A 26734-nucleotide genomic window follows, 5' to 3' on the forward strand; every position below is an offset into this window, starting at 1 on the left:
GTTTCCTGCGCATATTGTACATGCCTGCGGATTTTGGATATTAATATGATAATATCGAGAGTCCCTATCTGAGACGTAGAGGCCGTCCGGAGGACCGCATTACAGCGATCCTCCGCTGGTCTTGTTTCAAGCCCGTGCCGGAGTCCTTGCCGGCACGACGGCATTGACCGCGACCGCGACGGCGATGTTTGCAGCAAGCGCAAGCAGTCCGGTATAGACGGTGAACGGTTCTCCGCCGAGGCTGATCAGGTGCAAAGGCTTCCAGCCGGCATCCCAGACGAGGAGAGTGCCGCCGACGAAGCCGACGAACCAGCCGGCGAGCAGGCCCGGTGCACGGAACCAGTTGGTGTAGAGACCGAAGACCAGCGCCGGCAGCGTCTGCAGAATCCAGATGCCGCCCAGCAATTGCAGGTCGAGCGCGAACTGCGTCGGCAGGAAGATGATGACCAGCAGGGCACCCACCTTGACCACGAGCGAAGTCATCTTGGCCACCTTGGCTTCGCCCGCGCTGCTTACTTTTGGATCGACATAGGCTTTCCAGAAATTGCGGGTGAAGAGATTGGCAGCGCCGATGCTCATCACCGCAGCCGGAACCAGGGCGCCGATCGCGATCGCCGCGAAGGCGAAGCCGGCAAACCAGCCCGAGAACAGCGTCTTGAACAGGGCAGGCACGACATCGTTGGGGCTGTCGAGTTTCAGGCCGGCCGCATGGCCCATATAGCCGAGCAGGGCGAGAAGGCCGAGCAGCAGCGTATAGGCCGGCAGCAGGACGGCATTCTTGCGAATGGTCTTGCCGCTGTTGGAGGCGAAGATACCGGTCAGCGTATGCGGGTACATGAAGGCAGCGAGAGCCGAGCCCAAAGCGAGCGTTGCGTAGGCGACATATTGATTGCCGCCCAGGAGAATATTTCCCGATCCCTTGGCCTGGAATGCGGCGTCGGCTGCAGCAAAGACATTGGCGTAGCCACCGAGTTTTGAGGGAATGAGCGCCACAGCAGCAATGACCACGACATAGATCATGATGTCCTTGACGAAGGCGATCAGTGCCGGAGCGCGCAGACCTGCAGAATAGGTGTAGAGCGCCAGCACGATAAAGGCGATCGCCAGCGGCAGTTCGCCATGCAGGCCAAGTGCCTTCAGGACCGTGGTCATGCCGACGAGCTGCAGCGCGATGTACGGCATGGTCGCAATGACGCCAGTTGCCGCGACGGCGAGTTCGAGCGCGCGTGAACCATACTGGCCATGCACGACGTCGCCGGCGGTCACGTAGCCGAAATCCCTCGCCCGTTTCCAGAGAACCGGCATCACCATGAAGACGAAGGGATAGACGACGATCGTATAGGGCAGGGCAAAAAAGCCATAGGCGCCGACCGTATAGACGAGCGCTGGAACGGCGATCACCGTATAGGCCGTATAGAAGTCGCCGCCGACCAGGAACCAGGTGATCCAGGTGCCGAAGCTGCGGCCACCCAGGCCCCACTCGTCGATATGAGCAAGTGTGGTTGGTTTGCGCCAGCGGGACGCGACGAAGCCCAAAATCGTGACAAGCGCGAAGAAGAAGAGGAAGACGGCAAGCGCCGTGCTGTCGATGTCAGTCGTCATGGCGCACGCTCCGATAGGCGATGAAGGTCAGCGTCGCGGTGATCGGCACCCAGGCGAGCTGGTACCAGTAGAAAAAGGGAAAACCGAACAGGGCCGGCTCGCGAGTATTGTAAAAGGATGGCCAGAGCAGGCCGATATAAGGAATGACGAGCAGCCAGAGCGCTGCCTTGCTTCGTGGTTTTTCCATGTCGGATACCTTCCGGGCGCCACATGTGGCGGCAAGTTGCGGTTATCAGCGTGGAAGGTGGGCCTGTCAGTCGCTAGCCGAAGGCAAACCCGGCCCGTGCCGTGGCAACCGGTTTCCCGGCTGAACGGAAGCAGACGTAATGCATTTGAAATCCTCCCAACGGCTCGCTTTCAAGCCAGCCGCAGTGAAGTCCTATGGCGACCGTTTTCGTCAGACAAGATGTCAGAAAGGGAAATGGCTGAGGCCTACCCAGAAGTGGGTAGAACGCGATTCATCGCGTTTTGAGGCTGATGCCGTGATCGAGCGCGTAGCGGATAAGGCCCGCGGTCGTCGCAATGTTGAGCTTCTTCTTGACGTTCTTGCGATGCGTCTCCGCCGTAGCGGGCGTTATGCCAAGGGCCTCGGCCATCTCCTTGTTGCTGCTTCCGGAAACGATGAGGCCGAGAACGTCGCGCTCGCGCGGCGTCAGGGGATCCGTGTCCTCTTCGCTCTTGCGCTCCATCAGCACATCGACGACACCCGATGAGAAGTATGTGCCGCCTTGAGCTATCGTCTCGATGGCCAAGACGATTTCGTCGGTCGAGACATCTTTGAGGATGTAGCCGGCGGCGCCACGCATCACAGAGGAAGAGATGTATTCCCGGCTGTCATGCATGGAGAGCATGACGACGCGGGTCTCGGGCAATTCGTTTCGAAAGAGCTCGATGGCGTCGATCCCGTTCAGCTTCGGCATGTTGATGTCCATCAGCACGACCTCGGGGCGCGTGTCGCGGCCGATGTCGAGGCCAGTCTGTGCAAGCCCGGCCGTTCCGACGACCTCTATGTGATCGTAGGTTTCGAGCACGGCTTTCAGCCCATCGATCACCAGCGGATGGTTGTCGATCAGCAATACTTTGATTCTAGGACGCGCCGTCATGCAGCTTCGACCTGATCGCGGGGCTGCAGATTGGCCGATTTCGGCATCATCGCCGTTAGCGTTGTGCCGGTGGCCGTGCTGTCGATCAGAAGCAGACCACGGAAATGCGCCATTCGCTCCTGCATGTTGCGAAGGCCTAGACCGTGCCCGCCTGCACCGGAGGCTTTGGCATCGCCGAAGCCCGTGCCATTGTCGGAGATGGTCATGCGTGCTCGCCCACCGTCACTCCAGAGCCTGACTGCAAGGCGGCTCGCGCCGGAATGCCGCTCGACATTGTTGAACGCTTCCTGAGCGACGCGATAAAGAGCAGTGCTGGCCTCGGGCTTGAGCCGATCGACGAAACCGGACGCTTCGATTTCGGTCACAATCCCGCTCCGCTCCTGGAAGTTATGGCAAAAAGCCTCGAGTGCCGCGGTCAGACCCATGTCGTCGAGCACACGCGGACGAAGATCGTGCGACAGCCGCCGGATCTCCTTGATCGCGCCATTCAACGCCTCAACGCCACGCTCGATCGTCAGCGCCGCATCGTTGACGTCGGTCCTGACCTTGCGGCCGGCGAGATCCATGGCATAGCGGACACCGACGAGGTTTTGCGAAACCCCGTCATGCAGCTCGCGGGCAAGCCGGGCGCGTTCCTCCTCCTGTGTGTCGATAACCCGCTGGGTCAGCTCCTTAAGCCTGCCATCGGCCATGCGTCGTTCATGGAAAGTGAGCAGCATGCAGGTGGTGAAGACGACGATGACTGCGGGAACGGCAATCATCGCCACGATGATAAAGGTGCTTTTGATGCTGGCGCGCATGCTGGCATTGGCAGCCGCCGTCTGTGCGTAGACGTCGTCGAGATAGACGCCGGTTCCCAAGACCCAGCGCCATTTGTCGAGGCCGACGACGAAGGACAGTTTATCGGCCACCTGGCCGCTGGATGGCTTTTGCCACTCGTATTGGTGCAGGCCACCGCCCGCCTTTGCCGTCGCGATCAGCTCGGCGATCACCTTGTCTCCGTTCGGATCGGTCAGATCGAGCCAATTGCGGCCGGGCCGAAAGCTCTGGCGCGGATGGACGATATTGTTTCCGTCATAGTCGTAGACAAAGAAATATCCGTCCTTGCCATAGTCGAGCGAAGCCAGGATCGCCGCGACCTTTTCCTTGGCGGCCTGATCGTCCGCAGCCGCATCTCCATAGGTCGCCTGGATCGCCGAAAGGGCCAGATGGGTCAGATTGAGGATTTCCGTTTCCTTGGACTTCAGCATGTTCTGTTCGAAGGTCGCGATATTGACTTGCGTGAGGTTCGCCGATTGCCAAGTGATGAAGCTCGTGATCGCCAGTATCGCGATCACAAGCGGAATGATCGCCAGCGCAATGATCTGGTGCCTTAGCGACAAGAGATGGTCCTCCCAAGATTTCCCGGCCGATTTCGTCCGCTACTCTACTCTTCACGGACCGCCGAAACATCTTGCACTAAAGCGGCAAGGATAATGCGTGGTCAAGTATAGCGCCTGCCGAGCAAGTCACTTGTCGCTGAATGGAGTGGGTAGATGATAGCGAGTCCGGGCCGAAGAGTATGGCAATAGTGTTGCTTTCTCGCAACGATTCCGCCTGATATTCTACAATGTGAAATTGCATGCTTGCCGATTGGCCGATCTCGTGTAACATAGCCGCATCCGCAATCAAATCAGAGGAGGCGTGAAATGAAATCCATTCTCGTGTTTAATCGCTTCTCTGGCGGAACAGCCATGGTGGTGTCGATGCGACATGTATCAAACCAAAGCCACTACGGTCATCCAGGCTACTAAGCCTTCGGATTTTCTGCCCGTTTAGTATTTCCCTCATTATCTTGACGTGACCGGCTACCGGAGCGTTCGCTCGCGTTTCCGCGTCTGTATCCGCGCGTCTTTTGACCTTCGAAAGGACCTGGCTGCATAGTTGCGCCGGGAAAGAAACTATGCGTGAAGCACAATCCTTAGTTGCCGGCACTCTTGCGGCGACCGTTGATGAACTTTGCCTGAAATTCGGCGTCCGGAAGACCGCGTTTGCGTTGTTCCTCGCCGCGTGGAGGCATCAGCAAACGGTAAATCAAACCTCTCAACTGTCCAATCGTATGCGCCAGGATATCTGCCTTCCGGACGGTGAGGAAACGTCCGGATTTCCTGTTTGGAATCTCCGGGTATGGTAAAGGGTCGAACTGACTACGGGGCGAGGGGTGTCAGATACGCCTCTCGCTCCATTCCCGGCCGGCTCAGCGCAGGTCTGGAATGTTATGCAGGCATGGCACGCCCGCAATTGGGCGTCCTGCCTGCATTTATCTATAATGATTAGGCGGCGGACATTTCCCGCGTCGCCAGGTCGCGCTGACGAGCCAAATAGGCGATCAGATCTTCGATCGTCACCAGAAGAAGACCGTGCCGTTCGGCAAACTTCTCAAGATCCGGAAGCCGCGCCATGGTGCCGTCGTCATTGGCAACTTCGCAGATCACCCCCGATCCCGAATGGCCGGCAAGTCTTGCGAGATCGACGGCTGCCTCGGTATGGCCGGGACGTCCAAGCACGCCCGCCGGGTGTGCGCGTAGCGGAAAAATATGCCCCGGGCGGGCAAAGTCGTCAGGCTTCGTGCCTTTTGTGACGAGGGCGCGGACCGTTGCCGCGCGATCGGCTGCGGAAATCCCTGTCGTCGTTTCCGGAATATAGTCCACGGACACCGTGAAGGCGGTCTTCAGAAGCTCGGTATTGCGCGGAACCATGAGGGGAATGTCGAGCTCATCCAGCCTTTCACCTTCCATTGCCACACAGATCAGTCCGCGTGCGTAATTCATCATGAAGGCAATTGCCGCAGGCGTGATAGCATCAGACGCAATCACAAGGTCGCCCTCGTTTTCCCGATCCTGATCATCAACGACAACAACGATCTCGCCACGCGAAATCGCCGCGATTGCATCTTCGATTTTAGAAATTGCCATGCACTTTGCCTTTCAAGGGTTAGCCGCTTTCGCAGCATCCAAGACTTCTTTCGAAGTCACTGTTTATCCCTTGGGCGAACAAGCCTGCGGACGCGCAACAACACCGGTTGCGCTCGCACGGTTGCTCTCTTCCATCCGGACTTTAACCGTCGGCCCCGGCCTCTCACCGGGTCTGCTGACCCTCCGCGATCCACGGAGGCGCTCGCGGGCTCCGAGTTTCCTCGATACCGCCGGTGGGGAGTTTCACCCCGCCCTGAGAACGCGGATAAGATAGGCGATCGATATGGCCTCCCGCAAGAGGGCAGTTTCCCTCTCACTGTTCTTTATGCGACGCAACCGATGAACAGATTGTTTTCTCTTAACCGACCGCGGTCAGGACATGATGAGACCGCCATCGACATTGATCGTCTGCCCTGTGATGTAGGCCGCATCGTCACTCGCGAGAAAGGTGACGAGGCCGGCGACGTCTTCGCCTGAACCGGCGCGCTTCATCGGAATGCCTTCGACCCACTCCTTCATCAACTCGCCCGGACCGTAATTGCCGAGCAGCTTGCCCCAGGCCTGATCATTATAGGCCCACATGTCCGTCTCGATGATGCCAGGGCAGAAGGCATTGACGGTTATGTTTTCGGTGGCGACTTCCTTTGCGAGGCTCTGCGTGATCCCGACCACGCCCATCTTCGAGGCGGCATAGTGCGGCGTATAAATGAAGCCGTCGCGTGCCTGCCCCGATGCCGTGTTGATGATACGTCCGCCGCGACCATGCTTGCGCATGCGCAGGATCGCTTCCTGCGCGCATAGGAAGACCCCCTTGGTATTGACCGCCATGACCTTATCCCACTCGCCTTCGGTCATGTCTTCAATCCGTGCGATCGTAATGACGCCGGCATTCTGGATCGATACGTCGACCGAACCAAAGGCATTTTCCGCCGCGTCATAAAGAGCCTTCACGCTTGCTTTGTCCGTGACGTCGCCGACGAAAGAGATCGCTTTGCCGCCGTCCTTCCTGATCTGCTCGGCAACGGAGTGCACCGACTCTTCATTGGCGGAAACGACGAGATTTGCACCTTCTTTCGCAAAGCGTCTTGCGATGGCGGCACCGATGCCCCGGCTACCTCCAGTGATGACGACGGTCTTGTTTTCGAAGCGGTTCATTTGGATTTCTCCCAGTCAATCGTTATCACCAGCAGCAGAAGCCGCCGTCGACCAGCAGGTCGACACCCGTGACAAAGCTTGCCGCCTCCGAAAGCAGGAATACGGCAGGGCCAACCATCTCATCGACCGTTGCCATGCGCTGCATCGGGGTCTGCTCTTCAAACAGCTTTGTCTGGTGGACCATCTCCGGCCGGGTGTTCATCGGCGTCGCGGTATAGCCGGGGGAGATCGTGTTGACGCGAATGCCGCGGCCGACCCATTCCATCGCCAGCGACTTCGACATGTGGATGACGCCGGCCTTGGAGGCGTTGTAATGGCATTGGTTCAGGCCGCGATTGACGATGACGCCCGACATGGACGCAATGTTCACGATCGATCCCTTGCCCCTCTTGAGCATCGAGCGCGCTTCGGCCTGGCAGGACAGGAAGACGCCCTTGAGATTGATGTCCATCAGCGTCTGATATTGCTCTTCCTCCATCTCCTCGGCAGGATTGGCGTTCGCGATGCCTGCTGCATTGAGTGCGAGGGAGAGGGGACCAAGTTCGACATCCGCGCGTTCTACCGCTTCGGCAAGCGCTGCCTTGTTGGTCACGTCAGCGGCAATCTGGATGGAGCGGCGGCCCGCCTTGCGAACGAATTCGGCGGTCTGCGACAGGCCATCGTCGTTGCGGCGGTCAAGCAATGCGACATCCGCGCCGCATTGCGCCAGGCCGATGGCGATGCGCTGGCCGATACCGCTGCCGGCGCCGGTCACGAAGGCAACCTGGCCGGAGAGATCGAAAAGCTTGGGAGCATTCAGAGTGATGTCAGGCATCGCTCTTCCTTTCTTGTTGTCACTTTAGATTGTAGCCAATTCCATGACGGAGACGTCGTTTGCCCGGTCGCGCTCCAGAATCCCGGCCTGTCTTCCCTGCGCGAGGACCAGGATGCGGTTCGATACGCCGAGGACCTCTTCCAGATCGGAGCTGACCACGATGACGGCCACGCCCCTGTTCGCAAGACCGACAATAATGTCGTAGATGCCGGCACGGGCGCCGACATCGATGCCTCGGGTCGGTTCATCGAGCACGACCACTTTGGGATCGCGCATTAACCATTTTGCAATGACGATCTTTTGCTGGTTGCCGCCCGAAAGGTCGGAGGCAAGCTGCTCGCCACGGCCCTTGATGCCGAAGGTGGAAATGGCCTTCTTTGCGAAATCCCGCTTCATCGCGGACGTGATCCAGCCGCCTCCGAACCGATCGAGGTTTGGATAAACGAGGTTTTCAGCGATGCGGTGGTTGACGACCAATCCCTGCAGCTTACGGTCCTCCGGCACCATAACGATGCCTCTCGCCACGGCGTCGGCCGGACTACGCAATTTCAGCGGCTCGCCATTGAGGCGCACTGCACCGGATTTGATCGGATCCGCTCCGGAGATGGCGCGCACCAATTCGGTTCGTCCCGCGCCAACCAGGCCGGCTATACCCAGAATTTCGCCTGCCCTGACCTCGAAACTGATATCGCGGAATGAATCGTCCACCGAGGTCAATTCTTTGACTTGTAGCACCGGACGGTCCTGTGGCACCGGCAAAGTCGGGAACATCCTGTCGAGCGAACGGCCGACCATGCTTTCAACGATCGTGCGAACAGGGGTCGAGCTATCGGCAAATTCCTGAACGCGTTCGCCGTCGCGAAGGACGACGATGCGATCGGTGATTTGTTTGATCTCTTCCATTCGGTGCGAGATGTAGATGATCCCGACGCCTTCGGCGCGCAGTTTTCTGACCTGCTCGAAGAGCGCCTCCGTTTCCGCACCGCCGAGTGCCGCCGTCGGTTCGTCGAGGATCAGCAGTTTTGCATCGAGCGCCAGGGCCTTGGCAATTTCAATAAGCTGCTGGTTGGCGGTCGACAGCCCTGCCACCTTGCGCGTTGCAGGAATATGCAGGTTCAGGCGCGAAAGCTGCTCTTGAGCACGTTTGACCATTTGTGCCCGGTCGACGACGCCATTCTTCATCGGCCATCGGCCGATGAAGACGTTTTCGGCGATCGTCAGTTCGGGAAGCAATTGTAACTCCTGGTGGATCAGGACTACGCCCTTGTCGATCGCCTCTCTCGGGTTGGCAGGGGCATAGGGCTGCCCCTGCCATGTCATGGAACCTTCGGAAGGCGTGCGCGATCCGGCGATGATGCCCGACAGGGTCGATTTTCCCGCGCCGTTTTCGCCGAGCAAGGCGACGACCTCGCCCGGGAAGACATCGAGACTGACGTTCTTCAGGACTTCCAGAGGACCGTAGCGCTTGGAAATACCCCTGAGTGTGAGCACCGGATCAGTCATCGCACCGCTCCCTTGGTTATGCTTATGGATGGTTGGCGATAAAGCCGGCCACGTTATCCTTGGTGGTCAGGGTCGCATCCAAAAGCTGCACCGGAGGCACTTTCTCGCCGCCGACGATCTTAACAGCATTGGCAACGGCATCGCGGCCCATTTTCTGGGTCTGCTGCGTCGCGGTCACATCGAAGACGCCGTTCTTCAGCGCTTCGAGAGCTGCGGTGTCGCCATCGAAACCACCGAGGGCAATCTTCTGCGAGGGATTTGCGACCTTGATGGCCTGCGCAGCACCAAGAGCGAGTGCGTCGGCCTGTGCGAAGACGATCGAAACGTCCGGATTGGCCTGCAGCATGTTCTGCATGATCTGGAAGCCTTCATCCTGGCTCCAGATGTTCGACCACTGCTCCGAAACGATCTTCACGCCCGGATTTGCCTTGACGGCCTCCATGCAGCCCTTGGTGCGATCGACTTCCGGCGTCGTGCCCTTCTGACCATGGATGATCACCATGTTGCCCTTACCGCCGGCCTTCTCGATGATGTATTTGCAGACGGCGTTTGCCGACGCGACGGAATCCGTAGCCAGGAAGGTATCGCCAGGCGCGCCGTCGGCGTTGCGGTCGACGTTGATGACCGGCACGTTCGACTGATGGGCGAGCTTCACCGGAATGGTTGCGGCGGCGGCACCGGCCGGAATGTAGATGAGCGCATCGATGTTCTGCGTGAGAAGATCCTGGACCTGGTTGACCTGGGTCGGACCGTCGCCCTTTGCGTCAACGGTGATGACTTCGATGCCGCGGGTCTTGGCTTCCGCTTCGACAGCCTGCTTGATCTGGTTGAAGAAGTTTGCCTGAAGGTTGGCGACCGCGAGGCCGAGTTTCTTGACTTCCTTGGCCTGAACCGATCCCAGCGACAGTGCGAGTATGGCTGCCGTGGTCAAGAGAGTGCGGGAAAGTTTCATGAGTTCCTCCTTTGGTTTCAATGCGCCCTTGGAAACGTCCTCCGCCCTCGGGCTTTCACAATCCCCGTCCGTGCGACGGAAGGGGAATTCCGGCTATCGGCCTTAGCGGCCTGTCTTATGCCTTCCTCCGGCGCAGCGTTTCAGCGCCGACTGCAAGAACGATGACGACACCGATGATCACTTGCTGCAGGAATGGGGAGACGTTGAGCAGGTTCAGGCCATTGCGTAAAACGCCGATGATAAGCACGCCGATCAGTGTTCCGCCGATGCCGCCGGCGCCGCCCGACAGAGACGTTCCTCCGATGACGACGGCCGCAATGGTGTCGAGCTCGTAGCCAAAGCCGCTTGAAGGCTGGACGGCATCCAGGCGCGCGGCAAGGACGATCCCGGCAACGCCCGCCAAGACGGCGCAGACGACATAGACGCCGATCGTGACCACCGGCACATTGATACCGGCCAGGCGGGCGACCTCGGGATTGCCGCCGATCGCATACAGCATGCGCCCTTCGGAGCGGTATTTGAGAAAGAGCCAGGAGACGATGACGATCGCCAGCATCAGGAAGACCGTCGCGGTCAAGACGCCGAAGTGACGATCGATCGCCAGCATGGTGAACCAGTCGGGAAAGCCGACGATCTGCTGGCCATCGGTAATCATATTGGCAATGCCACGGGCGACCGACATCATCGCAAGAGTGGCAATGAAGGCGGGCACACGGAAACTCGTCACCATCACGCCGACGATCAGGCCGCTCACCGCTGAAGCCAGGAGTGCCAGCGGGATCGCGACGGCCATCGGCAAGCCGGCAACATTCGCGACCCAGCCCATCACCATCATCGACAGCGCGAGAACCGAGCCGACGGAAAGATCGATGCCGCCGATCAGAATGACGAACGTCATACCCACGGACATGACGCCGAGCACAGTAATCTGATCGAGGATGTTGAGCGCATTGCGCACCGAAAGAAACCGGTCCGTCGCAACGCTCAGGAACATGCAGAGTATCAGCAAGCCGATGAGCGGACCCGTGGCTCCGCTGAGCCATGCAAGTGAGGTTCGCGGCTGCTGGCTTTGTTCGTTGACGCCCAATGCTGACATGGCTCCTCCACCCCTATACTCGCTTCGGATGATTTTCCTTCAAGCGTGCATATTTATGCATTCATGCTGGAAAATTCATTACCAACTCATATTTGGGCTGTCAAGCACTGAAAATGGCGCATAGCTTTCCATTGGAACTGTGCTTCATCGATAAATAGGCTTGACTGAATGAACTTTTATGCAAAAATATCTACGACTGAATAATTATGCAACGAGGGAGCATCATGCAAGTTAAGGAACTTGAGCGCGTCGCGCGCCAGATACGCCTGCGCGACCTGCAAGCGGTTTATGACGCAGGTGCGGGACATATTGGCGGTGAGATGTCGGCGATCGACATCCTGACTGCTCTCTATTTTCGCGTTCTGAAGATCTATCCCAGCGAACCGAAGCGGCCCGATCGTGATCGGTTCATTCTGTCGAAGGGCCACACCGCCTGCGCGCTGTACATCACTCTCGCAAAGCGCGGGTTCATTTCGGAGGAGGAGATATCGACATTCCTGCAGCCGCATTCGCGGCTCAACGGCCATCCCAATTGCAACAAGGTTCCAGGCGTCGAAACCAACACCGGTCCCTTGGGGCACGGGCTGCCGGTCGCCGTCGGCGTTTCGAAGGCCGGTAAGCTGACCGGCGCCGGCTATCACACCTATGTCATGACCGGGGACGGCGAGATGCAGGAGGGATCGAACTGGGAAGCCATAATGGCCGCATCGCAGTTTAATCTGGACAATCTGACCCTGATCGTCGATCACAATCGTTTCCAGCAGGGCGCGGCACTCGCCGATACCAACAATGTCGCCCCGCTAAGGCCGAAACTCGAAGCATTCGGCTGGGAAGTCAGCGAAATCAACGGCAACGAAATGGCGCAAATCGTTCCCGCGCTGGAGCATCGCAGCACCCGTCCGCACTGCATCGTCGCCCATACGAACAAGGGCCATGGCATCTCCTTCATGCAGGATCGGGTGGATTGGCATCATAAGGTGCCGAACAAGGAACAATACGAACAGGCTGTCGCAGAACTGTCGGAGGCACTCTAATGGACGCATCCAACTCGAACACCAATCTCTACGACTGCCGTGACGCTTTCGCTGCGACTTTGGAGGCGCTGGCGGCTGGCGAGCGGACGATCATTGCGGTCTGCAACGATTCCGTCGGCTCATCCAAGCTCGGCGGCTTCAAGTCCAAATTTCCGGAACGATTGGTCAATGTCGGCATTGCCGAACAAAACATGGTCGGCGTCGGAGCGGGGCTGGCAAACGGCGGACAGATTCCATTCGTCTGTGGGGCCGCATGCTTCCTGACGGGTCGTGCGCTGGAGCAGATCAAAGCCGACATTTCCTATTCGAATGCGAACGTCAAACTGATCGGCATTTCCTCCGGCATGGCCTATGGCGAGCTCGGTCCGACACATCATTCCATCGAGGATTTCGCCTGGACGCGAGTCCTGCCGAACCTTCCGGTCATCGCGCCATGCGATCGCATTGAAACGGCTGCTGCCGTGAAATGGGCGGCAAGCTATGCCGGCCCCTGTTTCCTGCGCCTGTCGCGCGTCGGTGTTCCCGACCTGCTGCCGGACGATCACAAGTTCGAACTCGGCAAAGCCAATGTGTTGCGCGAGGGGGGGGATGTGACCCTGATTGCCAACGGCACGCTGACGCATCGCATCCTCAAGGCCGCAGAAATCCTCGCAACCCAGGGGATCGACGCCCGTGTTCTCAACATGGCAACCGTGCGGCCGATCGACGAACAGGCTATCATCGCCGCTGCAAAGGAAACTGGCGCTATCGTGACCGCCGAGGAGCATTCGATTTATGGCGGTCTCGGTTCGGCGGTCGCCGAAGTGGTCGTCGACCATGCACCCGTTCCGATGAAGCGTCTGGGCGTTCCTGGTATCTATGCTCCGACAGGCTCGGCTGAATTCCTTCTGGATGAATTCGGAATGGCGCCTGATGCCATTGCCCAGGCAGCATCGGCACTTCTCAAGAGGAAGTGACCTGACGCTGACGGCGTGCTTGCCGGGGCATCGCGCTGAATGCCCCGGGTCATTCTTGGAGGAAAGATTTTATGCGAGCCATCCTGGCAATCGATCAGGGTACGACGAATTCTAAAGCCATTCTGGTATCGGAAAAGGGCGAACTCATTTCTCGCGGTGCCGCCCCCGTCGGCATCAGCTATCCGCAACCAGGCTGGGTCGAGCAGGATGCAAATCGCATCTGGCAATCGGTGTGCGAGGCGGTTGGTGCTTGCATCGAAGCTGCGCCGGCAAAGGTTGCGATTGAAGCGGTTGCGATTTCCAATCAGCGGGAATCGGTGACGATTTGGGATGGCGATACGGGGGAGGCGCTCGGCCCCGTCGTGAGCTGGCAGTGCCGCCGCACGGCTTCCGATTGCGAAAGGCTGATCGGGCTTGGGCATTCGCAACGGATCCAGGAGACCACGGGCTTGCCGATCGATCCGATGTTTCCCGGCTCGAAGATGAAATGGCTGCTGGATCGCGCGCCGGCCAGACGCACTGAGCGCATCGGCACCGTGGATAGCTGGCTTGTTCACTGCCTGACAGGTGGCAGAAAGCATGTCTGCGATGCGTCGAATGCGGCCCGCAGCCAGCTCTTCGATCTCAAGACCCAGCGTTGGAGCGAAGAGCTTTGTGCCTTGTTCGGCGTGGACAAAAACCTGCTGCCCGAAGTTCTCGATAGCGCGGGGCAATTCGGAACGACCACGGGCCTTGCGGGGGTGCCGGACGGAACGCCGATTTGTTCTGCCATCGGCGATAGCCATGCCGCTCTTTTCGGGCATGGGGCCCATAGAGCGGGGGACGGCAAAGTGACATTCGGCACGGGTTCGTCGGTCATGACGACATTGCCGCGTTTTATCGCACCGCAACATGGGATCACGACGACCGTTGCCTGGCGCATCGCTGGAAACCCGACTTTCGCTTTCGAAGGCAATATCCTCGTTTCAGCGGCAAGCCTGCCGTGGATGACGGAAATTCTCGGCCTTCCCGACGTTACGGCTCTTGTCGATCTGGCTGCAACGGCCGAGCCGGGCGGCCCCGGCTTCGTTCCCGCCTTTGTCGGTCTCGGTGCGCCCCATTGGAATTCGGATGCGCGCGCTCTGTTTTCGCAAATCAACTTCAGCACCACGCGGGCGCAATTGGCGAGAGCCGTTACCGACTCCATCGCCCTTCAGGTGCACGATGTCTTCTGTGCGATGCAGAAGCAGAACGCGGGGAGCATCGGCTCTCTTTATGTGGACGGAGGACCCAGCCAGAACACGTTTCTCATGCAGTGTGTCGCTGATCTGTTGGGGCATGCGGTCATTCAATGCGCAGCACCCGAAGCGTCCGCGCTGGGGGCGGCCTATCTTGCCGGCCTATCGTTGGGCATGTGGGCGGATCTTGACGCCATCGGCCGCCTTCCTCGGCAGAGCACAATCATCAAGCCGCAGGCAAATGACAACGCGGAAAAGTTTAAAACGTGGAATGATGCGATTGCACGCTCGACGTTCGAACCGCCGCCCGCTATTGGTGAATAAAAATTCACCGACGGAACAAATATGGGACGGATCAACGAGCTTCGCCTGATTTCTCGTGTGGCGCAGATGTATCACATCGAGCGCAAGCGGCAGGCTGACATTGCCCAGCATCTGAGGTTGTCGCAGGCGACCGTCTCGCGAATGCTGAAGCGCGCGGAAGCCGAAGACATCGTGCGGACCACGGTGATCCCGCCTGTCGGGACCTATACAGAGCTTGAATCGGCACTCCGGGAACGCTTCAATCTCCCCGAAGCGATCGTCGTGGAATGTTCCGAAGACCGAGAAGGTGCCATCATGGCGCGGATTGGCGAAGCCGCCGCTCACCTTCTCGAAGTCACCCTGTCCGAAGGTGAAATTATCGGCGTTTCAAGCTGGAGCCAGACGATCTTTAAAATGGTGGAGAATATCCACCCGCAAAAAAGCGCCCAGGCAAAATATATCGTCCAGACGCTCGGCGGAATGGGCGATCCCTCCGTTCAGACCCATGCGACGCAGCTAACCACAAGGCTGGCCCGCCTGACGGGCGCAGAACCCAAACTCCTTCCGGTCCAAGGCGTGACAAGTTCGCGGGAAGCCAAGCTGCTGATGATGGCCGATCCTTTCGTGCGGGAAACCATCGAGCTTTTCGGCGCAATCAGCGTCGCAATCGTTGGTATCGGCGCGGTCGAACCGTCAGAGCTTCTCGCACGATCCGGAAATATTTTTTCGTCGCGCGAATTGGCCGATCTCGCGGATGCAGGAGCGGTCGGCGATATTTCCCTGCGGTTTTTCGATGGCAAAGGCAGGCCGGTCAAAACGCCGCTTGATGAGAGGGTAATCGGCATCTCGCTCGACGAGCTTGCCAAGGTCGATCGGGTGATTGCGCTTGCGGGAGGCGAAAAGAAAACCGCGGCGATCGCCGGCGCACTGCGCATAGGTGTGATCGACACCTTGGTCACCGACAAATTCACTGCCCAGCGGCTGATCGATCAGCCAGCTTAGGCTTGCGCGATTAGTTCCGAGACGTAACTCACGCTGCCGAGGTGTGTTGACGGAGCGTCTCGCCGATCTCAGTGGACGACATGGGCTTGCCGACCAGGTAGCCTTGCAATTGGTCGCAACCCGAGGCGCGCAGTATCTCCGCTTGGCGAGGGTTCTCGATACCCTCCGCGGTCACCGGAATGTCAAGGGCGGTTGCCAAAGCGACCGTGGCACGCAGGATATCGATGCCGTTGGCGTTCTCTTCCAGGCCCAATACCAGGGACCGGTCGATTTTCATGCGATCGAACCCGAACTGCCGCAAGGCACCGATACTTGCATAGCCGCAGCCAAAATCATCAAGCGCGATTTTGATGCCGATACGCCTGAGCACGTCTATTGAGCGGCGTGCCTGGTCAGGATTCGTCATTAGGACGCCCTCGGTTATTTCCAGTGTCAAGCGGCTAGGATCGAAGCCGGATTCATCGAGGACTGCAATGACCTGTGCAGCGAAGTCCGGATTGCAGAGCTGAACGGGCGAGACATTGACCGAAAGCGCCAGGCCCGGCCACGCCTTCGCATGATGAATCGACGCCCGTAGCATATGAACGCCCAAAGCATCGATAAGGCCGGACTTTTCGGCTAGCGGAATAAAAACTTCTGGGCTGATGCTCCCGGCCGCGCCGCGCCAGCGTGCCAGAGCCTCAAGACCGATAATTGCACCGGTGGATGCCGACACCAGGGGCTGGAAAAACGGTTCGATCGCGCCATTGTCGATGGCATTTCTCAACTCGCTTTCCAATTCGGCGACACGCTGGCGTTCGCGATCCAGCCCGCGATCGTAGGTAACGGCCTGGCCCTTGCCATTTTCCTTGGCGCGGTAGAGAGCCATGTCGGCTCTGCGAAGAAGCTCAAGTGACGTTATATCGCCGACGCGGCTTGCCATGCCGATGCTCGTCCCCACTTCGATCGTTCGTCCGCCGATTTTGAAGGGAGTGCGAAAAAGCTTAAGGATGGAGTCCTCTATATCCCGATGTGAAGCGGATCCGAACTGCACCAACGCGAATTCGTCACCCCCTAGTCTTGCCGAGGCATGGATTTCGGGATGACAGTCTTGCAGAGCTTTTGCGACGATCCGGATAAGCTGGTCTCCGACCGCATGTCCCCATGCATCGTTGACGGCCTTGAAACCGTCGAGATCGATCATATAGAGCGATACTGCGGAGTAGCTGCTGTCCAATCGATCAAGCATGTCAAGAATGCCGTGTCTGTTGAACAGGCCGCTCAAACTGTCATGACTTGCTTCAAACCTGGCCGCCTCAGTCAAACGGCGAAGACGCCCGGCCTCCGACGTACCTGCAAGCAAGACGGCTGCCAGAAAAAGGACGAGTATGCTGGCTGCGGCGATCACGTAGGGCCGAACCCCGTTGAAAATGGCGTTTCCCGGAGCTTTGCTTGGCCAAACCAGATAGCCAATGATCGCACCGTCCATGTCCTTGATGGGAGAATTCAGTTCATTCGGTTCGGGCGTCCCCTGGAGGCGCAGGCCGTCGAGCTCGTGTTCATCCGAGAGTGCATCGACGACTTCCGGGGTCAACTCTTTAAAAAAGGTCAAAACGCTGAGATTCGAAAGCTCGCCAGTCGGGCTGAAGGGCTGGATCGCCTGTGATGCCACAAGCAGGATTCCCGTCTCGGTCTTGAAGAAATTGAGCAAAGGCGCCGGCTGCGGCTTTGCGGCTGCCTCCATCTGGCGGTCGAAGGTCTCTCCGAAATAGTCGCGCGGCTGAAACGGTTTGCCCTTCAGATAGGCGGAAACCGCACTGCCATCAGGCCCAATTACAACGGCCCCATCATAGAGGGAATAATCCGCGCTGGTCTTGCCCCAATTTTCATAGGCCCAATCAGCGGCGGCAGGCGTGCCGATGGCCTTATAGGCATCATCCCAGACGGCATTATCTTTGATTGTGGCACCCAGCTTGGCCATGAACGAAACGATCGCGGCATGGGCGGCGCGGTCTGCTCGCGCGTCGTCGATTGCGTTCGCCGATCGCGTCATCGTCGTAACCACATGTGCTACGAGGCCGGTCAAGACCAGCGCAACGGCGAGAAAGCACACCGTTATAGCGCTCACGGAAGATGTGTGGGTACGGAACTGGCGGGGCGTCAAATCGGAAGACATGGGGATACGCAAACAGGGATTGACGGATCATGCCTTTGCGAGACGGCAGGAGACATCATGTCCGCTATGCGCTGCGATGTAAGTTCTAACGCCCGAGGTTATAAACTATTGTTAACGGCGGCAGCGCAAATGTTGCCTTTACAGCAAACCATGCGCGAATCGGCTACGCACGGCGCAATTTGCTCGGCCGGCATGGCTCGATGGAAGCGGACTGGCCGGCGGGATATCAGCCGCGTTCAGATCCGAATGCAGGGCTGACAGTCTTGCAGATCGACGCGGGTTGAATTGCCAACCGCCGATAGTGTGTGGTACGCCATAATACGATTCTTATGAAATCGATGCCGAACGGAAGTCGAGCTTGCGAAACACGTCCAACATTTGAGGTGCAGGAATGAGCGGTGCCCTGAAGGACGCAGCGATCAGAGTGGAGCGTCCCGCAAAGACGTTGCGAGAGCTTGCTCTCGACAAGGTTCGCGAGGCCATCGTGAACGGGTATTTTCGCCCGGGAGATCGACTTGTCGAACGTGACATGTGTGCCCAGCTCGGTGTGAGCCGGACGATCGTGCGCGAAGTTCTGCGGCATCTGGAATCGGAAGGGCTGGTTGCCAATCTGCCGAACAAAGGCCCGATTGTCGCCCAGCTCGATCTCGACGAGGCCAAGCAGATCTATGAGATCCGCGGTGTGCTCGAGGGTATGGCGGCGCGATTATGCGCGCAGCGCGGAAGTCCCGAGATTGTCGCGGCGCTGGAAACGTCGCTGCAGGGAATCCGCGACAGCTACCGCGACAAGGACATGCCCGGAGTGCTGGCGCACACGTCTTCTTTCTATCAAACCCTATTCACCATGGTCGACAGACATGTCGCCTGGGGTGTCGTCAACCTCCTCACGGTGCGAATAAACCATCTGCGGTCGATGACGATCAAGACGAAGAACCGCGACATCGAGGGCCCGCGCCAGATGGCGAAGATCGTGGAAGCGATCCGCCGTGGTGACGGGGAGGGGGCCTACAAGGCTGCCATGGACCACGTTGCCGCCGCCAGCGCCATTGCGGAAGCGGTTCTATCCGCAAAGGAATCCGCCGGATAGGCCGGTGAAGGCTCTCCGGTATGCAGCCCGGAGCGACTGGAGCCTCTTTCGACTTTCTCTTTCGATCTGCTTCGGCACGCGAGTTTCCACGTGGGGGCGCCCCTGACTCCCCAAAAGATGGCAAAGCAATATTGCAAGCTTGACACCTAACTTTGCTCAATGTGATGGTATGCCATATTAAATAATAAGGTGGAGCATCGTATGAAGTGCATTGCATGCCTCCCAACGCCCACCCGTATGCAAAGATATCCGAGCAGCCAGCGCCAAAGCCGCGCCAGACGCCGCGTTTGGAGAGAGCGGGCGGGCTGACTGATATCCGTCCGAAGTGGCTTACATCGACGTTGAAGTCTTCGTGATCTGAAGGAGGCGTATGTCGGCGGCTTCGTTCGCGCTCCGGCAAGCATTTGATTTTGCTGAGTTATTTTTATGTTTACGTTGAATCTTTGCAGCGGAAAGGAATCGGCTTGACACTTTTATATTATGGCATACCATAATACATAACGTCAAAACTGAGGTGTTCGATGACCATTCAAATTCGCAAGACCGGGCTGCAGATCGAGACGACGCTGATCGAGGGTGGCAAGGCGGCGCAGGTTCCGCTGAAGCTGTTTACCGCTTACGCCGTCGTGAAGAATCCTTGGGCGGGACGCGGTTTCGTCGAAGACCTGAAGCCCGAAATTCACGCGGCTGCGCCTGTTCTCGGCGAGCTTTTGACCAAGATGATCATCGAGGCCGTCGGCTCCGGCGGCGCGGTCGAAGGGTATGGAAAATCCGCAGTGGTCGGTCTGGACGGCGAGCTCGAGCATGCCTCGGCACTGATCCACACGCTTCGCTTCGGCAATCACTATCGTCATGCCGTTGGCGCGAAATCCTACCTCGCCTTCTGCAATACGCGCGGCCCTGCCAATGCGCCGATCATGATCCCGCTGATGGACAAAAACGATGAAGGGCGCCGCTCGCATTATCTGACGATCCAGACCGCAATCCCGGATGCGCCTGCAGCCGATGAAATTGTCGTGGCGCTTGGCGCATCCGTGGGTGGACGTCCGCATCATCGCATTGGCGACCGTTACCAGGATCTCAAGGATCTGGGCCAGGACGTCGCCAATCCCGCCGGCGTTTGAAAAGGCTGGATGCTGACATGCTGACCGTTGGATCAACTGCGCCGGGCGCTTCCGCAAAGACCAACTGGGTCTTTGTAAGGAACAAGACTGCGGGTGGAACGGCCTATCACGAAGCCGGCAACGGCGAGCCGCTTGTCCTGATTCATGGTGTCGGCATGCGGCTTGAAGCCTGGGCGCCCCAGATTCTGGCCCTGTCGGCAAGCCATCGCGTGATCGCTGTCGACATGCCCGGCCATGGTGAAACTGCCCGCCTACCGGTCGGAAGTCGCCTTGAGCAATTCGTCGCGTGGTTCGGGAAGTTCCTGGACGAAATGGCGATTGAGACCGCAAATATCGCCGGCCACTCGATGGGTGCGCTTGTGTCCGGAGGTGCGGCGGCAACGTTCGGCAACCGAATCAAGCGCGTGGCGTATCTCAACGGCGTCTACCGGCGTGACCCGGAGGCAAAAGCGGCGGTGCTGGCGCGTGCCGCGGCCATTCCGCTGATGGGTGTGGATAAGGAAGGCCCGTTGCTTCGATGGTTCGGCGACGATCCCGACAGCGTTGTCGCGCGCGACCTGACGCGGAATTGGCTGAACCTCGTCGATCCTGAGGGGTATGCTGTCGCTTATTCGGCATTTGCCGAAGGAGACGAGACCTATGCCGATCGCTGGAAGGACGTGGCAGCCCCGGCGCTGTTTCTGACGGGATCGGATGATCCCAATTCGACGCCGCTGATGGCGACCCAAATGGCGGCAATTGCTCCCAATGGCTGGGCGCGGATCGTCGAGGGCCATCGTCACATGGTCAATCTGACGGCCCCCGACATCGTCAATGCGCTGCTCGTCGAATGGCTTTCAGAGGGGAGGATGTGAAATGACCGTACAGCAAGCGGACCCAAGAGCACTGCGCGATGCCTTCGGCGCATTTGCGACAGGGGTAACGGTCGTGACAGCCCAGGATGCGGACGGAAAGCCCATTGGCTTTACGGCGAATTCCTTTACATCGGTGTCGCTCGATCCGCCTCTTTTGCTTGTTTGCCTGGCCAAGACCTCCCGCAATTACGGGACCATGACGGGTGCGAAGCATTTCGCCGTCAATGTTCTCTCCGAAGGTCAGAAGGATGTCTCCAACACGTTTGCGCGGCCGGTCGAAGACCGGTTCGCCGCGGTCGACTGGCAAGCAGGCGCTGCCGGCTGCCCGATCCTGGCGAATGTCTCGGCGTGGTTCGAATGCGCTACAGAAAAGCTGGTCGAAGCGGGCGATCACGTCATCCTGATGGGGCGGATCGAAGCCTTCGAAAACAGCGGACTGAACGGATTGGGTTATGCCCGCGGCGGCTATTTCACGCCGATCCTCGCCAGCAAAGCCGTTTCGGCGGCGGCGGAAGGCAATATCGAACTCGGAGCCGTTCTGGAGCGTCATGGCGAGGTTCTTCTTATCGGTGATGATGTCTTTTCACTGCCGACCTGCGACGGCAAGGACGGAAGCCCCGCTGACATACTTCGGGACTATCTGGAAGAGCTCACCGGTCTTTCGGTGACCATCGGCTTCCTCTACTCGGTCTACGAGGGCAAGAGCGATGGAAAGCAACACATTGTCTACCGCGCCTTCGCCTCGGAAGGCGAGCCGCGCAATGGCAGGTTCTTGAAGCCCGATTCGCTGGCCAAGACCCATTTCAAGACAAGTTCGACTGCCGACATCGTTGCGCGCTTCGCGGTGGAGAGCCAACTCGGCAATTTTGGCGTTTATTTCGGCGACGAGACCGTCGGCACGGTCCGTTCGGTTCCAACAAAGGCGGCACAGCCATGAAATTCTCTCTTTTCGTTCACATGGAGCGCCTCGACGCCAGCCAGAGCCACAAGAGCCTATATGAGGAGTTCGTCGCTCTCTGCGAGATCGCCGATAAGGGTGGCATGCATGCCATTTGGACAGGCGAGCATCACGGCATGGATTTCACCATTGCACCCAATCCTTTCGTGACCATTGCCGATCTGGCGCGCCGCACATCGCGGGCAAGGCTCGGCACGGGGACGGTGATCGCGCCCTTCTGGCATCCGATCAAGCTCGCCGGCGAAGCGGCCATGACCGACATCATCTGTGACGGAAGGCTCGATATCGGTATTGCGCGCGGCGCTTATTCCTTCGAATACGAGCGCCTGCTGCCGGGTCTCGACGCCTGGGGCGCCGGCCAGCGCATGCGCGAGCTCATTCCGGCGATCAAGGGCATATGGAATGGCGATTACGCCCATGATGGGGAGTTTTATAAGTTCCCGTCGACTACTTCGGCGCCGAAGCCCCTGCAACAGCCGAACCCACCGATCTGGGTTGCTGCGCGCGATCCGAATTCGCATGAGTTCGCCGTCGCCAATGGCTGCAATGTCCAGGTGACGCCGCTCTGGCAGGGCGATGAGGAAGTTGCGGCACTGATGGGCCGTTTCAATGATGCCTGCGCCAAGAACCCGGACATCGACCGGCCCAAGATCATGCTGCTGCGCCATACCTATGTCGGCTCGACGGAGGCGGACATAGCACAGGCCGCCCATGAACTGAGCGTCTATTACAACTACTTCTTCGCCTGGTTCAAGAACGAGAAGCCCATCAAGCAGGGCCTGATCGAGCGGATACCCGAAGAGGAGATCGGCGCGAACGCGATGCTTTCCGATGCGGTTATGCGCAGCAACAACGTCGTCGGCAATGCCGAGACCGTCATTGCCCGGCTCAAGGCCTATGAAGCCATGGGCTACGACGAATATTCCTTCTGGATCGATACGGGCATGTCCTTCGAGCGGAAGAAAGCGTCACTCGAACGCTTTATCGCCGAGGTCATGCCGGCATTTGCGGAGTGAACCCCATGCAGCGTTTCCAGTGTTACATCGATGGCGAATTTCTGGACGGAGAGGCCCGCTATCGGAGCATCGATCCTGCCACCGGCAAGGACTGGGCGGATATGCCGGAAGCGCGTGAGGGGGATGTCGATCGGGCGGTCAATGCGGCCGAAAAGGCGCTCTATGAAGGCCCCTGGTCGAAACTGACCGCCACGCAACGCGGCAAGCTTCTGTATAAGCTTGCCGATCTGGTTGCTGCCAATGCTCAGAAGCTCGCCGAACTGGAGACGCGCGACACCGGCAAGATCATCCGCGAGACCTCTGCGCAGATCGCCTATGTCGCCGACTACTACCGTTATTATGCCGGCATCGCCGATAAGATCGAAGGCTCCTACCTGCCGATCGACAAGCCCGACATGGATGTCTGGCTTCGCCGTGAGCCGATCGGCGTCGTAGCCATGGTCGTGCCCTGGAACAGCCAGTTGTTCCTCTCCGCCGTCAAAATAGGTCCGGCGCTGGCGGCCGGCTGCACGATGGTCGTCAAGGCGTCCGAGGATGGGCCGGCGCCGCTTTTGGAATTCGCTCGCCTCGTTCATGAGGCAGGCTTTCCGGCGGGTGTCGTCAACATCATCACCGGTTTTGGTGCGTCGTGCGGCGCAGCCCTTAGCCGGCATCCGAAGATCGCACATGTCGCCTTCACCGGCGGGCCGGAAACGGCGCGCCATATCGTGCGAAATTCGGCCGAAAACCTTGCCTCGACATCCCTGGAGCTTGGCGGCAAATCGCCCTTCATCGTCTTTGCCGACGCCGATCTCGAAAGCGCCGCCAATGCCCAGGTCGCGGGCATCTTCGCCGCGACCGGACAAAGCTGCGTCGCCGGTTCACGGTTGATCGTGGAGCGGAGCATCAAGGACCGGTTCCTGAATCTCTTGAAGGACAAGGCGGAGGCGATCCGTGTCGGCACGCCGTTGGACATGGCGACTGAAGTGGGTCCGCTTGCGACGAAGCGCCAGCAGGATCACGTTGCCGCACTCATCCACAAATCCGTTCAAAGCGGCGCCCGCATTGTCACGGGTGGGCAAATGCCGGAAGGCGAGGGCTTTTACTTCCCGCCGACGATTCTTGACTGTGACGGCGTGGCATCCCCCTCGCTTGCCGAGGAGTTCTTCGGTCCTGTGCTGTCCGTCGTCGCATTCGACACCGAAGCCGATGCGCTGAGGCTCGCCAATGATACCCGCTACGGCCTGGCTTCCGGCGTCTTCACCCAGAACCTCACCCGCGCCCATCGCCTGATGAAAGGCATTCGCGCCGGTATCGTCTGGGTCAATACCTATCGCGCCGTATCGCCGATCGCACCCTTTGGCGGATTTGGTCTTTCCGGCCACGGCCGGGAAGGCGGCCTGGCTGCGGCGCTCGATTATACCCGCACGAAGACGATCTGGCTCAGGACGTCGGACGATCCGATCCCCGATCCTTTCGTCATGAGGTGATGCCGATGTTCTATGAAATCCGGACCTATCGGCTGAAGAACGGTGCGATCCCGCAATATCTGAAGGTCGTCGAGGAAGAAGGGATCGCCATTCAGAAAGCACATCTCGGCAATCTGGTCGGCTATTTCTATTCGGAGATCGGGACCATCAACGAGATCGTTCATATCTGGGCCTATGCGAGCCTCGACGATCGCGAGGAAAGGCGCCAGAGGTTGGCGTCCGATCCACAATGGCAGGCTTTCCTGCCGAAGATACGCGACCTGATCGAAGTGGCCGAGAACAAGATTATGAAGCCGGCGAATTTCTCTCCTCTCGGGAAGAGCGCGCCAGCCGCATAAAACATGCCTGTAAGACAACAATACAAGGACAAGGGAACATGAAAAGAACAATTGCACTCGCGGCTTTCGCCGCAATACTGGCTGTGTCGGGGACTGCAAAGGCCGATACGCTCGTCTTCACGAGCTGGGGAGGAACGACTCAGGACGCGCAAAAAGTCGCCTGGGCCAATCCGTTCACGGACAAGACCGGCATCGTCATCGCACAGGACGGACCTACCGATTACGGCAAGCTGAAAGCTATGGTCGAAGCGGGCCAGGTCAGCTGGGATGTCGTCGACGTCGAAGGCGACTACGCCGCACAGGCAGGCAAAGACGGGCTGCTGGAAAAGCTGGATTTTTCGGTCATCGACAAGTCCAAGCTCGATCCCCGTTTCGTCACCGACTATTCCGTCGGCAGCTTTTACTATTCCTTCGTGATCGGCTGCAATGCGGATGCCGTGAAAGCCTGCCCCAAGACCTGGGCCGATCTCTTCGATACAACGAAATTTCCCGGCAAGCGCACCTTCTACAAGTGGTCGGCTCCGGGCGTGATCGAAGCGGCTCTGCTCGCTGACGGCGTTCCCGCAGACAAGCTTTACCCGCTCGATCTCGATCGCGCTTTCAAGAAGCTGGACACGATCAAATCGGATATCATCTGGTGGTCCAGCGGCGCTCAGTCGCAACAGCTTCTCGCATCCGCCGAGGCGCCCTTCGGCAGCCTGTGGAATGGCCGCATGACCGCACTCGCCGCCAGCGGCGTCAAGACGGAAACCTCCTGGGAACAGAACATCACGGCCGCCGATTCACTCGTCGTTCCAAAGGGGGCGCCGAACTTTGAAGCCGCGATGAAGTTCATTGCACTGGCAACGTCGGCCCAACCCCAAGCCGATCTGGCGAAGGCGACCGGCTACGCGCCGATCAATATCGACTCGGCCAAATTGATGGATCCGGCGACGGCCAAGACCTTGCCGGATCAGCAGACCGCCAGCCAGGTCAATGCCAGCATGGCTTATTGGGCCGAAAATCGCGATGCCATCGGCAAGCGGTGGTACGCTTGGCAGGCCAAGTAAGCTGAAGAAACTCCGAGGCAGCACCGCGAGCGTCATTCTGCTCGCGGTGTGTGGCGCAGGTTCTAAATCTTCCTGGGAGCTGGCGCCGTTGTCTGATCCTACGGCGGGAAAGGATTGCCATGTCGACCTATATTGACGTCGCCAGTGAAACTGCGACTACATCCAAGGCCATCAGGCCTACGGGCTTCGGCGAAATCATACCGGCGCTGCTTTTCGTCGGGATCTTCTTCATTGTCCCGGTCGTCGCGCTCCTGTTGCGAAGCGTGTTGGAACCGGTTGTCGGCTTCGGCAACTATGCCGAACTGCTGGGATCGGCGACTTATCTGAAGATATTCGCCAATACCTTCATCGTCTCCGGTCTGGTCACCGCGATTTCGCTGCTGATCGGCTTTCCCGTCGCCTGGACGCTGGCAATCATGCCCTCAAGACTGGCTTCGCTGATTTTCGCAGTCCTGTTGCTATCCATGTGGACCAATCTGCTGGCCCGAACCTATGCCTGGATGGTCCTGCTTCAACGCACCGGACTGATCAACAAGATGTTGATGGGAATGGGACTGATCGACCAGCCGCTGCCGCTCGTCAACAACCTGACCGGTGTGACGATCGGCATGACCTATATCATGCTGCCGTTCATCATCCTGCCGCTCTACGGCGTCATCAAGAAGATCGACCCGACGGTCCTGCAGGCGGCAGCACTTTGCGGAGCGAACCGCTGGCAATGTCTGACCCGCGTCCTTCTGCCTTTGGCCGCGAGAGGCATGGTCGCCGGTGCGTTGATGGTCTTCGTCATGTCGCTTGGCTACTACGTTACCCCGTCGCTTCTCGGCGGAACGGCGAACATGATGCTGGCCGAACTCATCGCCCAGTTCGTGCAGTCCCTGGTCAACTGGGGAATGGGCGGTGCGGCGGCCCTGGTCCTCCTTGTCGTCACGCTTTCGCTCTATGCCGTCCAGCTACGGCTGTTCGGTGTGCAGAACACGGGAGGGCGTTGAC

General features: G+C 58.9%; 25 protein-coding genes and 1 riboswitch. Of the genes, 14 read left to right on the plus strand and 11 right to left on the minus strand.

Annotated features, from left to right (window positions below; genetic code table 11):
* Positions 1-126 precede the first annotated feature (126 nt).
* The 4 genes from QA646_RS19345 to QA646_RS19360 form a co-directional block, all read right to left on the minus strand.
* Positions 127-1602 carry a sodium:solute symporter family protein gene (locus QA646_RS19345; RefSeq protein ID WP_283059870.1) on the minus strand — a complete coding sequence of 492 codons (1476 nt, stop codon included), beginning with the start codon at positions 1600-1602 and terminating at the stop codon, positions 127-129.
* A complete protein-coding gene (locus tag QA646_RS19350) occupies positions 1592-1789 on the minus strand; it encodes a DUF3311 domain-containing protein (protein WP_283059871.1) in 198 nt (65 codons plus the stop codon). The genes QA646_RS19345 and QA646_RS19350 overlap by 11 nt, the downstream gene beginning before the upstream one ends.
* 271 nt (positions 1790-2060) lie before the next feature.
* Positions 2061-2705: a response regulator transcription factor gene (locus tag QA646_RS19355; RefSeq protein ID WP_283059872.1), complete on the minus strand. Its 645-nt coding sequence runs from the start codon at positions 2703-2705 to the stop codon at positions 2061-2063.
* Positions 2702-4087 carry a cache domain-containing protein gene (locus tag QA646_RS19360; protein WP_283059873.1) on the minus strand — a complete coding sequence of 462 codons (1386 nt, stop codon included), beginning with the start codon at positions 4085-4087 and terminating at the stop codon, positions 2702-2704. The genes QA646_RS19355 and QA646_RS19360 overlap by 4 nt, the downstream gene beginning before the upstream one ends.
* 560 nt (positions 4088-4647) lie before the next feature.
* Here QA646_RS19360 and QA646_RS19365 point away from each other — a divergent pair.
* Positions 4648-4878: a DUF1127 domain-containing protein gene (locus tag QA646_RS19365; RefSeq protein WP_283059874.1), complete on the plus strand. Its 231-nt coding sequence runs from the start codon at positions 4648-4650 to the stop codon at positions 4876-4878.
* Positions 4879-5017: 139 nt separating this feature from the next.
* Here the strand turns inward: QA646_RS19365 and ribB are convergent, their stop codons facing one another.
* The 6 genes from ribB to QA646_RS19395 form a co-directional block, all read right to left on the minus strand.
* Positions 5018-5659, minus strand: a complete 642-nt coding sequence (gene ribB, locus QA646_RS19370) for a 3,4-dihydroxy-2-butanone-4-phosphate synthase (protein WP_283059875.1) — start codon at positions 5657-5659, stop codon at positions 5018-5020.
* A gap of 119 nt (positions 5660-5778) precedes the next feature.
* A riboswitch (FMN riboswitch) is annotated at positions 5779-5924 on the minus strand.
* A gap of 107 nt (positions 5925-6031) precedes the next feature.
* Positions 6032-6814 carry a glucose 1-dehydrogenase gene (locus QA646_RS19375; RefSeq protein WP_283059876.1) on the minus strand — a complete coding sequence of 261 codons (783 nt, stop codon included), beginning with the start codon at positions 6812-6814 and terminating at the stop codon, positions 6032-6034.
* A 25-nt stretch (positions 6815-6839) separates the two neighbouring features.
* Positions 6840-7628: an SDR family oxidoreductase gene (locus QA646_RS19380; RefSeq protein ID WP_283059877.1), complete on the minus strand. Its 789-nt coding sequence runs from the start codon at positions 7626-7628 to the stop codon at positions 6840-6842.
* Positions 7629-7652: 24 nt separating this feature from the next.
* Entirely contained in the window at positions 7653-9131 is a 1479-nt protein-coding gene (locus QA646_RS19385) for a sugar ABC transporter ATP-binding protein (RefSeq protein ID WP_283059878.1), read from the minus strand.
* 22 nt (positions 9132-9153) lie between these two features.
* Positions 9154-10083 carry a sugar ABC transporter substrate-binding protein gene (locus QA646_RS19390; RefSeq protein WP_028752162.1) on the minus strand — a complete coding sequence of 310 codons (930 nt, stop codon included), beginning with the start codon at positions 10081-10083 and terminating at the stop codon, positions 9154-9156.
* Positions 10084-10198: 115 nt separating this feature from the next.
* Complete coding sequence (locus QA646_RS19395) at positions 10199-11179, minus strand: ABC transporter permease (protein WP_283059879.1); 981 nt, start codon at positions 11177-11179, stop codon at positions 10199-10201.
* Between the two features lie 224 nt (positions 11180-11403).
* On the opposite strand from QA646_RS19395, the gene QA646_RS19400 reads away from it, so the two are divergent.
* The 4 genes from QA646_RS19400 to QA646_RS19415 all read left to right on the plus strand — a co-directional run bounded on the left by QA646_RS19400 (position 11404) and on the right by QA646_RS19415 (position 15691).
* The gene (locus tag QA646_RS19400; protein ID WP_283059880.1) at positions 11404-12213 is read left to right on the plus strand and encodes a transketolase; all 810 of its coding nucleotides are present in this window, start codon (positions 11404-11406) and stop codon (positions 12211-12213) included.
* Complete coding sequence (locus QA646_RS19405) at positions 12213-13169, plus strand: transketolase family protein (RefSeq protein ID WP_283059881.1); 957 nt, start codon at positions 12213-12215, stop codon at positions 13167-13169. Before QA646_RS19400 ends, QA646_RS19405 begins: the two co-directional genes overlap by 1 nt.
* A 71-nt stretch (positions 13170-13240) precedes the next feature.
* Entirely contained in the window at positions 13241-14710 is a 1470-nt protein-coding gene (locus tag QA646_RS19410) for an FGGY-family carbohydrate kinase (RefSeq protein WP_283059882.1), read from the plus strand.
* Between the two features lie 21 nt (positions 14711-14731).
* Complete coding sequence (locus tag QA646_RS19415; protein WP_283059883.1) at positions 14732-15691, plus strand: sugar-binding transcriptional regulator; 960 nt, start codon at positions 14732-14734, stop codon at positions 15689-15691.
* Positions 15692-15719: 28 nt separating this feature from the next.
* Here the strand turns inward: QA646_RS19415 and QA646_RS19420 are convergent, their stop codons facing one another.
* The gene (locus tag QA646_RS19420) at positions 15720-17846 is read right to left on the minus strand and encodes a bifunctional diguanylate cyclase/phosphodiesterase (protein ID WP_283059884.1); all 2127 of its coding nucleotides are present in this window, start codon (positions 17844-17846) and stop codon (positions 15720-15722) included.
* Between the two features lie 391 nt (positions 17847-18237).
* Between QA646_RS19420 and QA646_RS19425 the strand changes: the two genes are divergently transcribed.
* The 9 genes from QA646_RS19425 to QA646_RS19465 all read left to right on the plus strand — a co-directional run bounded on the left by QA646_RS19425 (position 18238) and on the right by QA646_RS19465 (position 26733).
* A complete protein-coding gene (locus QA646_RS19425) occupies positions 18238-18933 on the plus strand; it encodes a GntR family transcriptional regulator (RefSeq protein ID WP_283059885.1) in 696 nt (231 codons plus the stop codon).
* A gap of 521 nt (positions 18934-19454) precedes the next feature.
* Positions 19455-20057 (plus strand): amino acid synthesis family protein, encoded by a 603-nt coding sequence (locus tag QA646_RS19430; RefSeq protein WP_283059886.1) that lies wholly within the window; start codon positions 19455-19457, stop codon positions 20055-20057.
* Positions 20058-20074: 17 nt separating this feature from the next.
* Positions 20075-20911, plus strand: a complete 837-nt coding sequence (locus QA646_RS19435; RefSeq protein ID WP_283059887.1) for an alpha/beta hydrolase — start codon at positions 20075-20077, stop codon at positions 20909-20911.
* A 1-nt stretch (position 20912) separates the two neighbouring features.
* Positions 20913-21848, plus strand: a complete 936-nt coding sequence (locus QA646_RS19440) for a flavin reductase family protein (RefSeq protein WP_283059888.1) — start codon at positions 20913-20915, stop codon at positions 21846-21848.
* Positions 21845-22885 (plus strand): LLM class flavin-dependent oxidoreductase, encoded by a 1041-nt coding sequence (locus QA646_RS19445; RefSeq protein ID WP_283059889.1) that lies wholly within the window; start codon positions 21845-21847, stop codon positions 22883-22885. Before QA646_RS19440 ends, QA646_RS19445 begins: the two co-directional genes overlap by 4 nt.
* Before the next feature lie 5 nt (positions 22886-22890).
* On the plus strand, positions 22891-24354 hold the full coding sequence (locus tag QA646_RS19450; RefSeq protein WP_283059890.1) for an aldehyde dehydrogenase: 1464 nt from the start codon (positions 22891-22893) through the stop codon (positions 24352-24354).
* 5 nt (positions 24355-24359) lie between these two features.
* Complete coding sequence (locus QA646_RS19455; protein WP_283059891.1) at positions 24360-24692, plus strand: NIPSNAP family protein; 333 nt, start codon at positions 24360-24362, stop codon at positions 24690-24692.
* A gap of 38 nt (positions 24693-24730) precedes the next feature.
* Positions 24731-25741 (plus strand): polyamine ABC transporter substrate-binding protein, encoded by a 1011-nt coding sequence (locus QA646_RS19460; RefSeq protein WP_283059892.1) that lies wholly within the window; start codon positions 24731-24733, stop codon positions 25739-25741.
* A 119-nt stretch (positions 25742-25860) separates the two neighbouring features.
* Complete coding sequence (locus QA646_RS19465; RefSeq protein ID WP_283059893.1) at positions 25861-26733, plus strand: ABC transporter permease; 873 nt, start codon at positions 25861-25863, stop codon at positions 26731-26733.
* Position 26734: the final 1 nt, after the last annotated feature.

It is taken from the genome of Rhizobium sp. CB3090 (assembly GCF_029714285.1).
In the GTDB taxonomy this organism is placed as follows: Bacteria; Pseudomonadota; Alphaproteobacteria; order Rhizobiales; family Rhizobiaceae; genus Rhizobium.

Excerpts from the sequence above, each read along its gene's own strand:
- QA646_RS19390 (WP_028752162.1), bottom strand. The coding sequence starts at position 10,083 with ATGAAACTTTCCCGCACTCTCTTGACCACGGCAGCCATACTCGCACTG.
- QA646_RS19345 (WP_283059870.1), bottom strand. The coding sequence starts at position 1,602 with ATGACGACTGACATCGACAGCACGGCGCTTGCCGTCTTCCTCTTCTTC.
- QA646_RS19400 (WP_283059880.1), top strand. The coding sequence starts at position 11,404 with ATGCAAGTTAAGGAACTTGAGCGCGTCGCGCGCCAGATACGCCTGCGC.
- QA646_RS19350 (WP_283059871.1), bottom strand. The coding sequence starts at position 1,789 with ATGGAAAAACCACGAAGCAAGGCAGCGCTCTGGCTGCTCGTCATTCCT.
- QA646_RS19415 (WP_283059883.1), top strand. The coding sequence starts at position 14,732 with ATGGGACGGATCAACGAGCTTCGCCTGATTTCTCGTGTGGCGCAGATG.
- QA646_RS19380 (WP_283059877.1), bottom strand. The coding sequence starts at position 7,628 with ATGCCTGACATCACTCTGAATGCTCCCAAGCTTTTCGATCTCTCCGGC.
- QA646_RS19410 (WP_283059882.1), top strand. The coding sequence starts at position 13,241 with ATGCGAGCCATCCTGGCAATCGATCAGGGTACGACGAATTCTAAAGCC.
- QA646_RS19460 (WP_283059892.1), top strand. The coding sequence starts at position 24,731 with ATGAAAAGAACAATTGCACTCGCGGCTTTCGCCGCAATACTGGCTGTG.
- QA646_RS19445 (WP_283059889.1), top strand. The coding sequence starts at position 21,845 with ATGAAATTCTCTCTTTTCGTTCACATGGAGCGCCTCGACGCCAGCCAG.
- ribB (WP_283059875.1), bottom strand. The coding sequence starts at position 5,659 with ATGGCAATTTCTAAAATCGAAGATGCAATCGCGGCGATTTCGCGTGGC.
- QA646_RS19455 (WP_283059891.1), top strand. The coding sequence starts at position 24,360 with ATGTTCTATGAAATCCGGACCTATCGGCTGAAGAACGGTGCGATCCCG.
- QA646_RS19450 (WP_283059890.1), top strand. The coding sequence starts at position 22,891 with ATGCAGCGTTTCCAGTGTTACATCGATGGCGAATTTCTGGACGGAGAG.
- QA646_RS19430 (WP_283059886.1), top strand. The coding sequence starts at position 19,455 with ATGACCATTCAAATTCGCAAGACCGGGCTGCAGATCGAGACGACGCTG.
- QA646_RS19375 (WP_283059876.1), bottom strand. The coding sequence starts at position 6,814 with ATGAACCGCTTCGAAAACAAGACCGTCGTCATCACTGGAGGTAGCCGG.
- QA646_RS19435 (WP_283059887.1), top strand. The coding sequence starts at position 20,075 with ATGCTGACCGTTGGATCAACTGCGCCGGGCGCTTCCGCAAAGACCAAC.
- QA646_RS19440 (WP_283059888.1), top strand. The coding sequence starts at position 20,913 with ATGACCGTACAGCAAGCGGACCCAAGAGCACTGCGCGATGCCTTCGGC.
- QA646_RS19355 (WP_283059872.1), bottom strand. The coding sequence starts at position 2,705 with ATGACGGCGCGTCCTAGAATCAAAGTATTGCTGATCGACAACCATCCG.
- QA646_RS19405 (WP_283059881.1), top strand. The coding sequence starts at position 12,213 with ATGGACGCATCCAACTCGAACACCAATCTCTACGACTGCCGTGACGCT.
- QA646_RS19420 (WP_283059884.1), bottom strand. The coding sequence starts at position 17,846 with ATGTCTTCCGATTTGACGCCCCGCCAGTTCCGTACCCACACATCTTCC.
- QA646_RS19385 (WP_283059878.1), bottom strand. The coding sequence starts at position 9,131 with ATGACTGATCCGGTGCTCACACTCAGGGGTATTTCCAAGCGCTACGGT.
- QA646_RS19365 (WP_283059874.1), top strand. The coding sequence starts at position 4,648 with ATGCGTGAAGCACAATCCTTAGTTGCCGGCACTCTTGCGGCGACCGTT.
- QA646_RS19465 (WP_283059893.1), top strand. The coding sequence starts at position 25,861 with ATGTCGACCTATATTGACGTCGCCAGTGAAACTGCGACTACATCCAAG.
- QA646_RS19395 (WP_283059879.1), bottom strand. The coding sequence starts at position 11,179 with ATGTCAGCATTGGGCGTCAACGAACAAAGCCAGCAGCCGCGAACCTCA.
- QA646_RS19425 (WP_283059885.1), top strand. The coding sequence starts at position 18,238 with ATGAGCGGTGCCCTGAAGGACGCAGCGATCAGAGTGGAGCGTCCCGCA.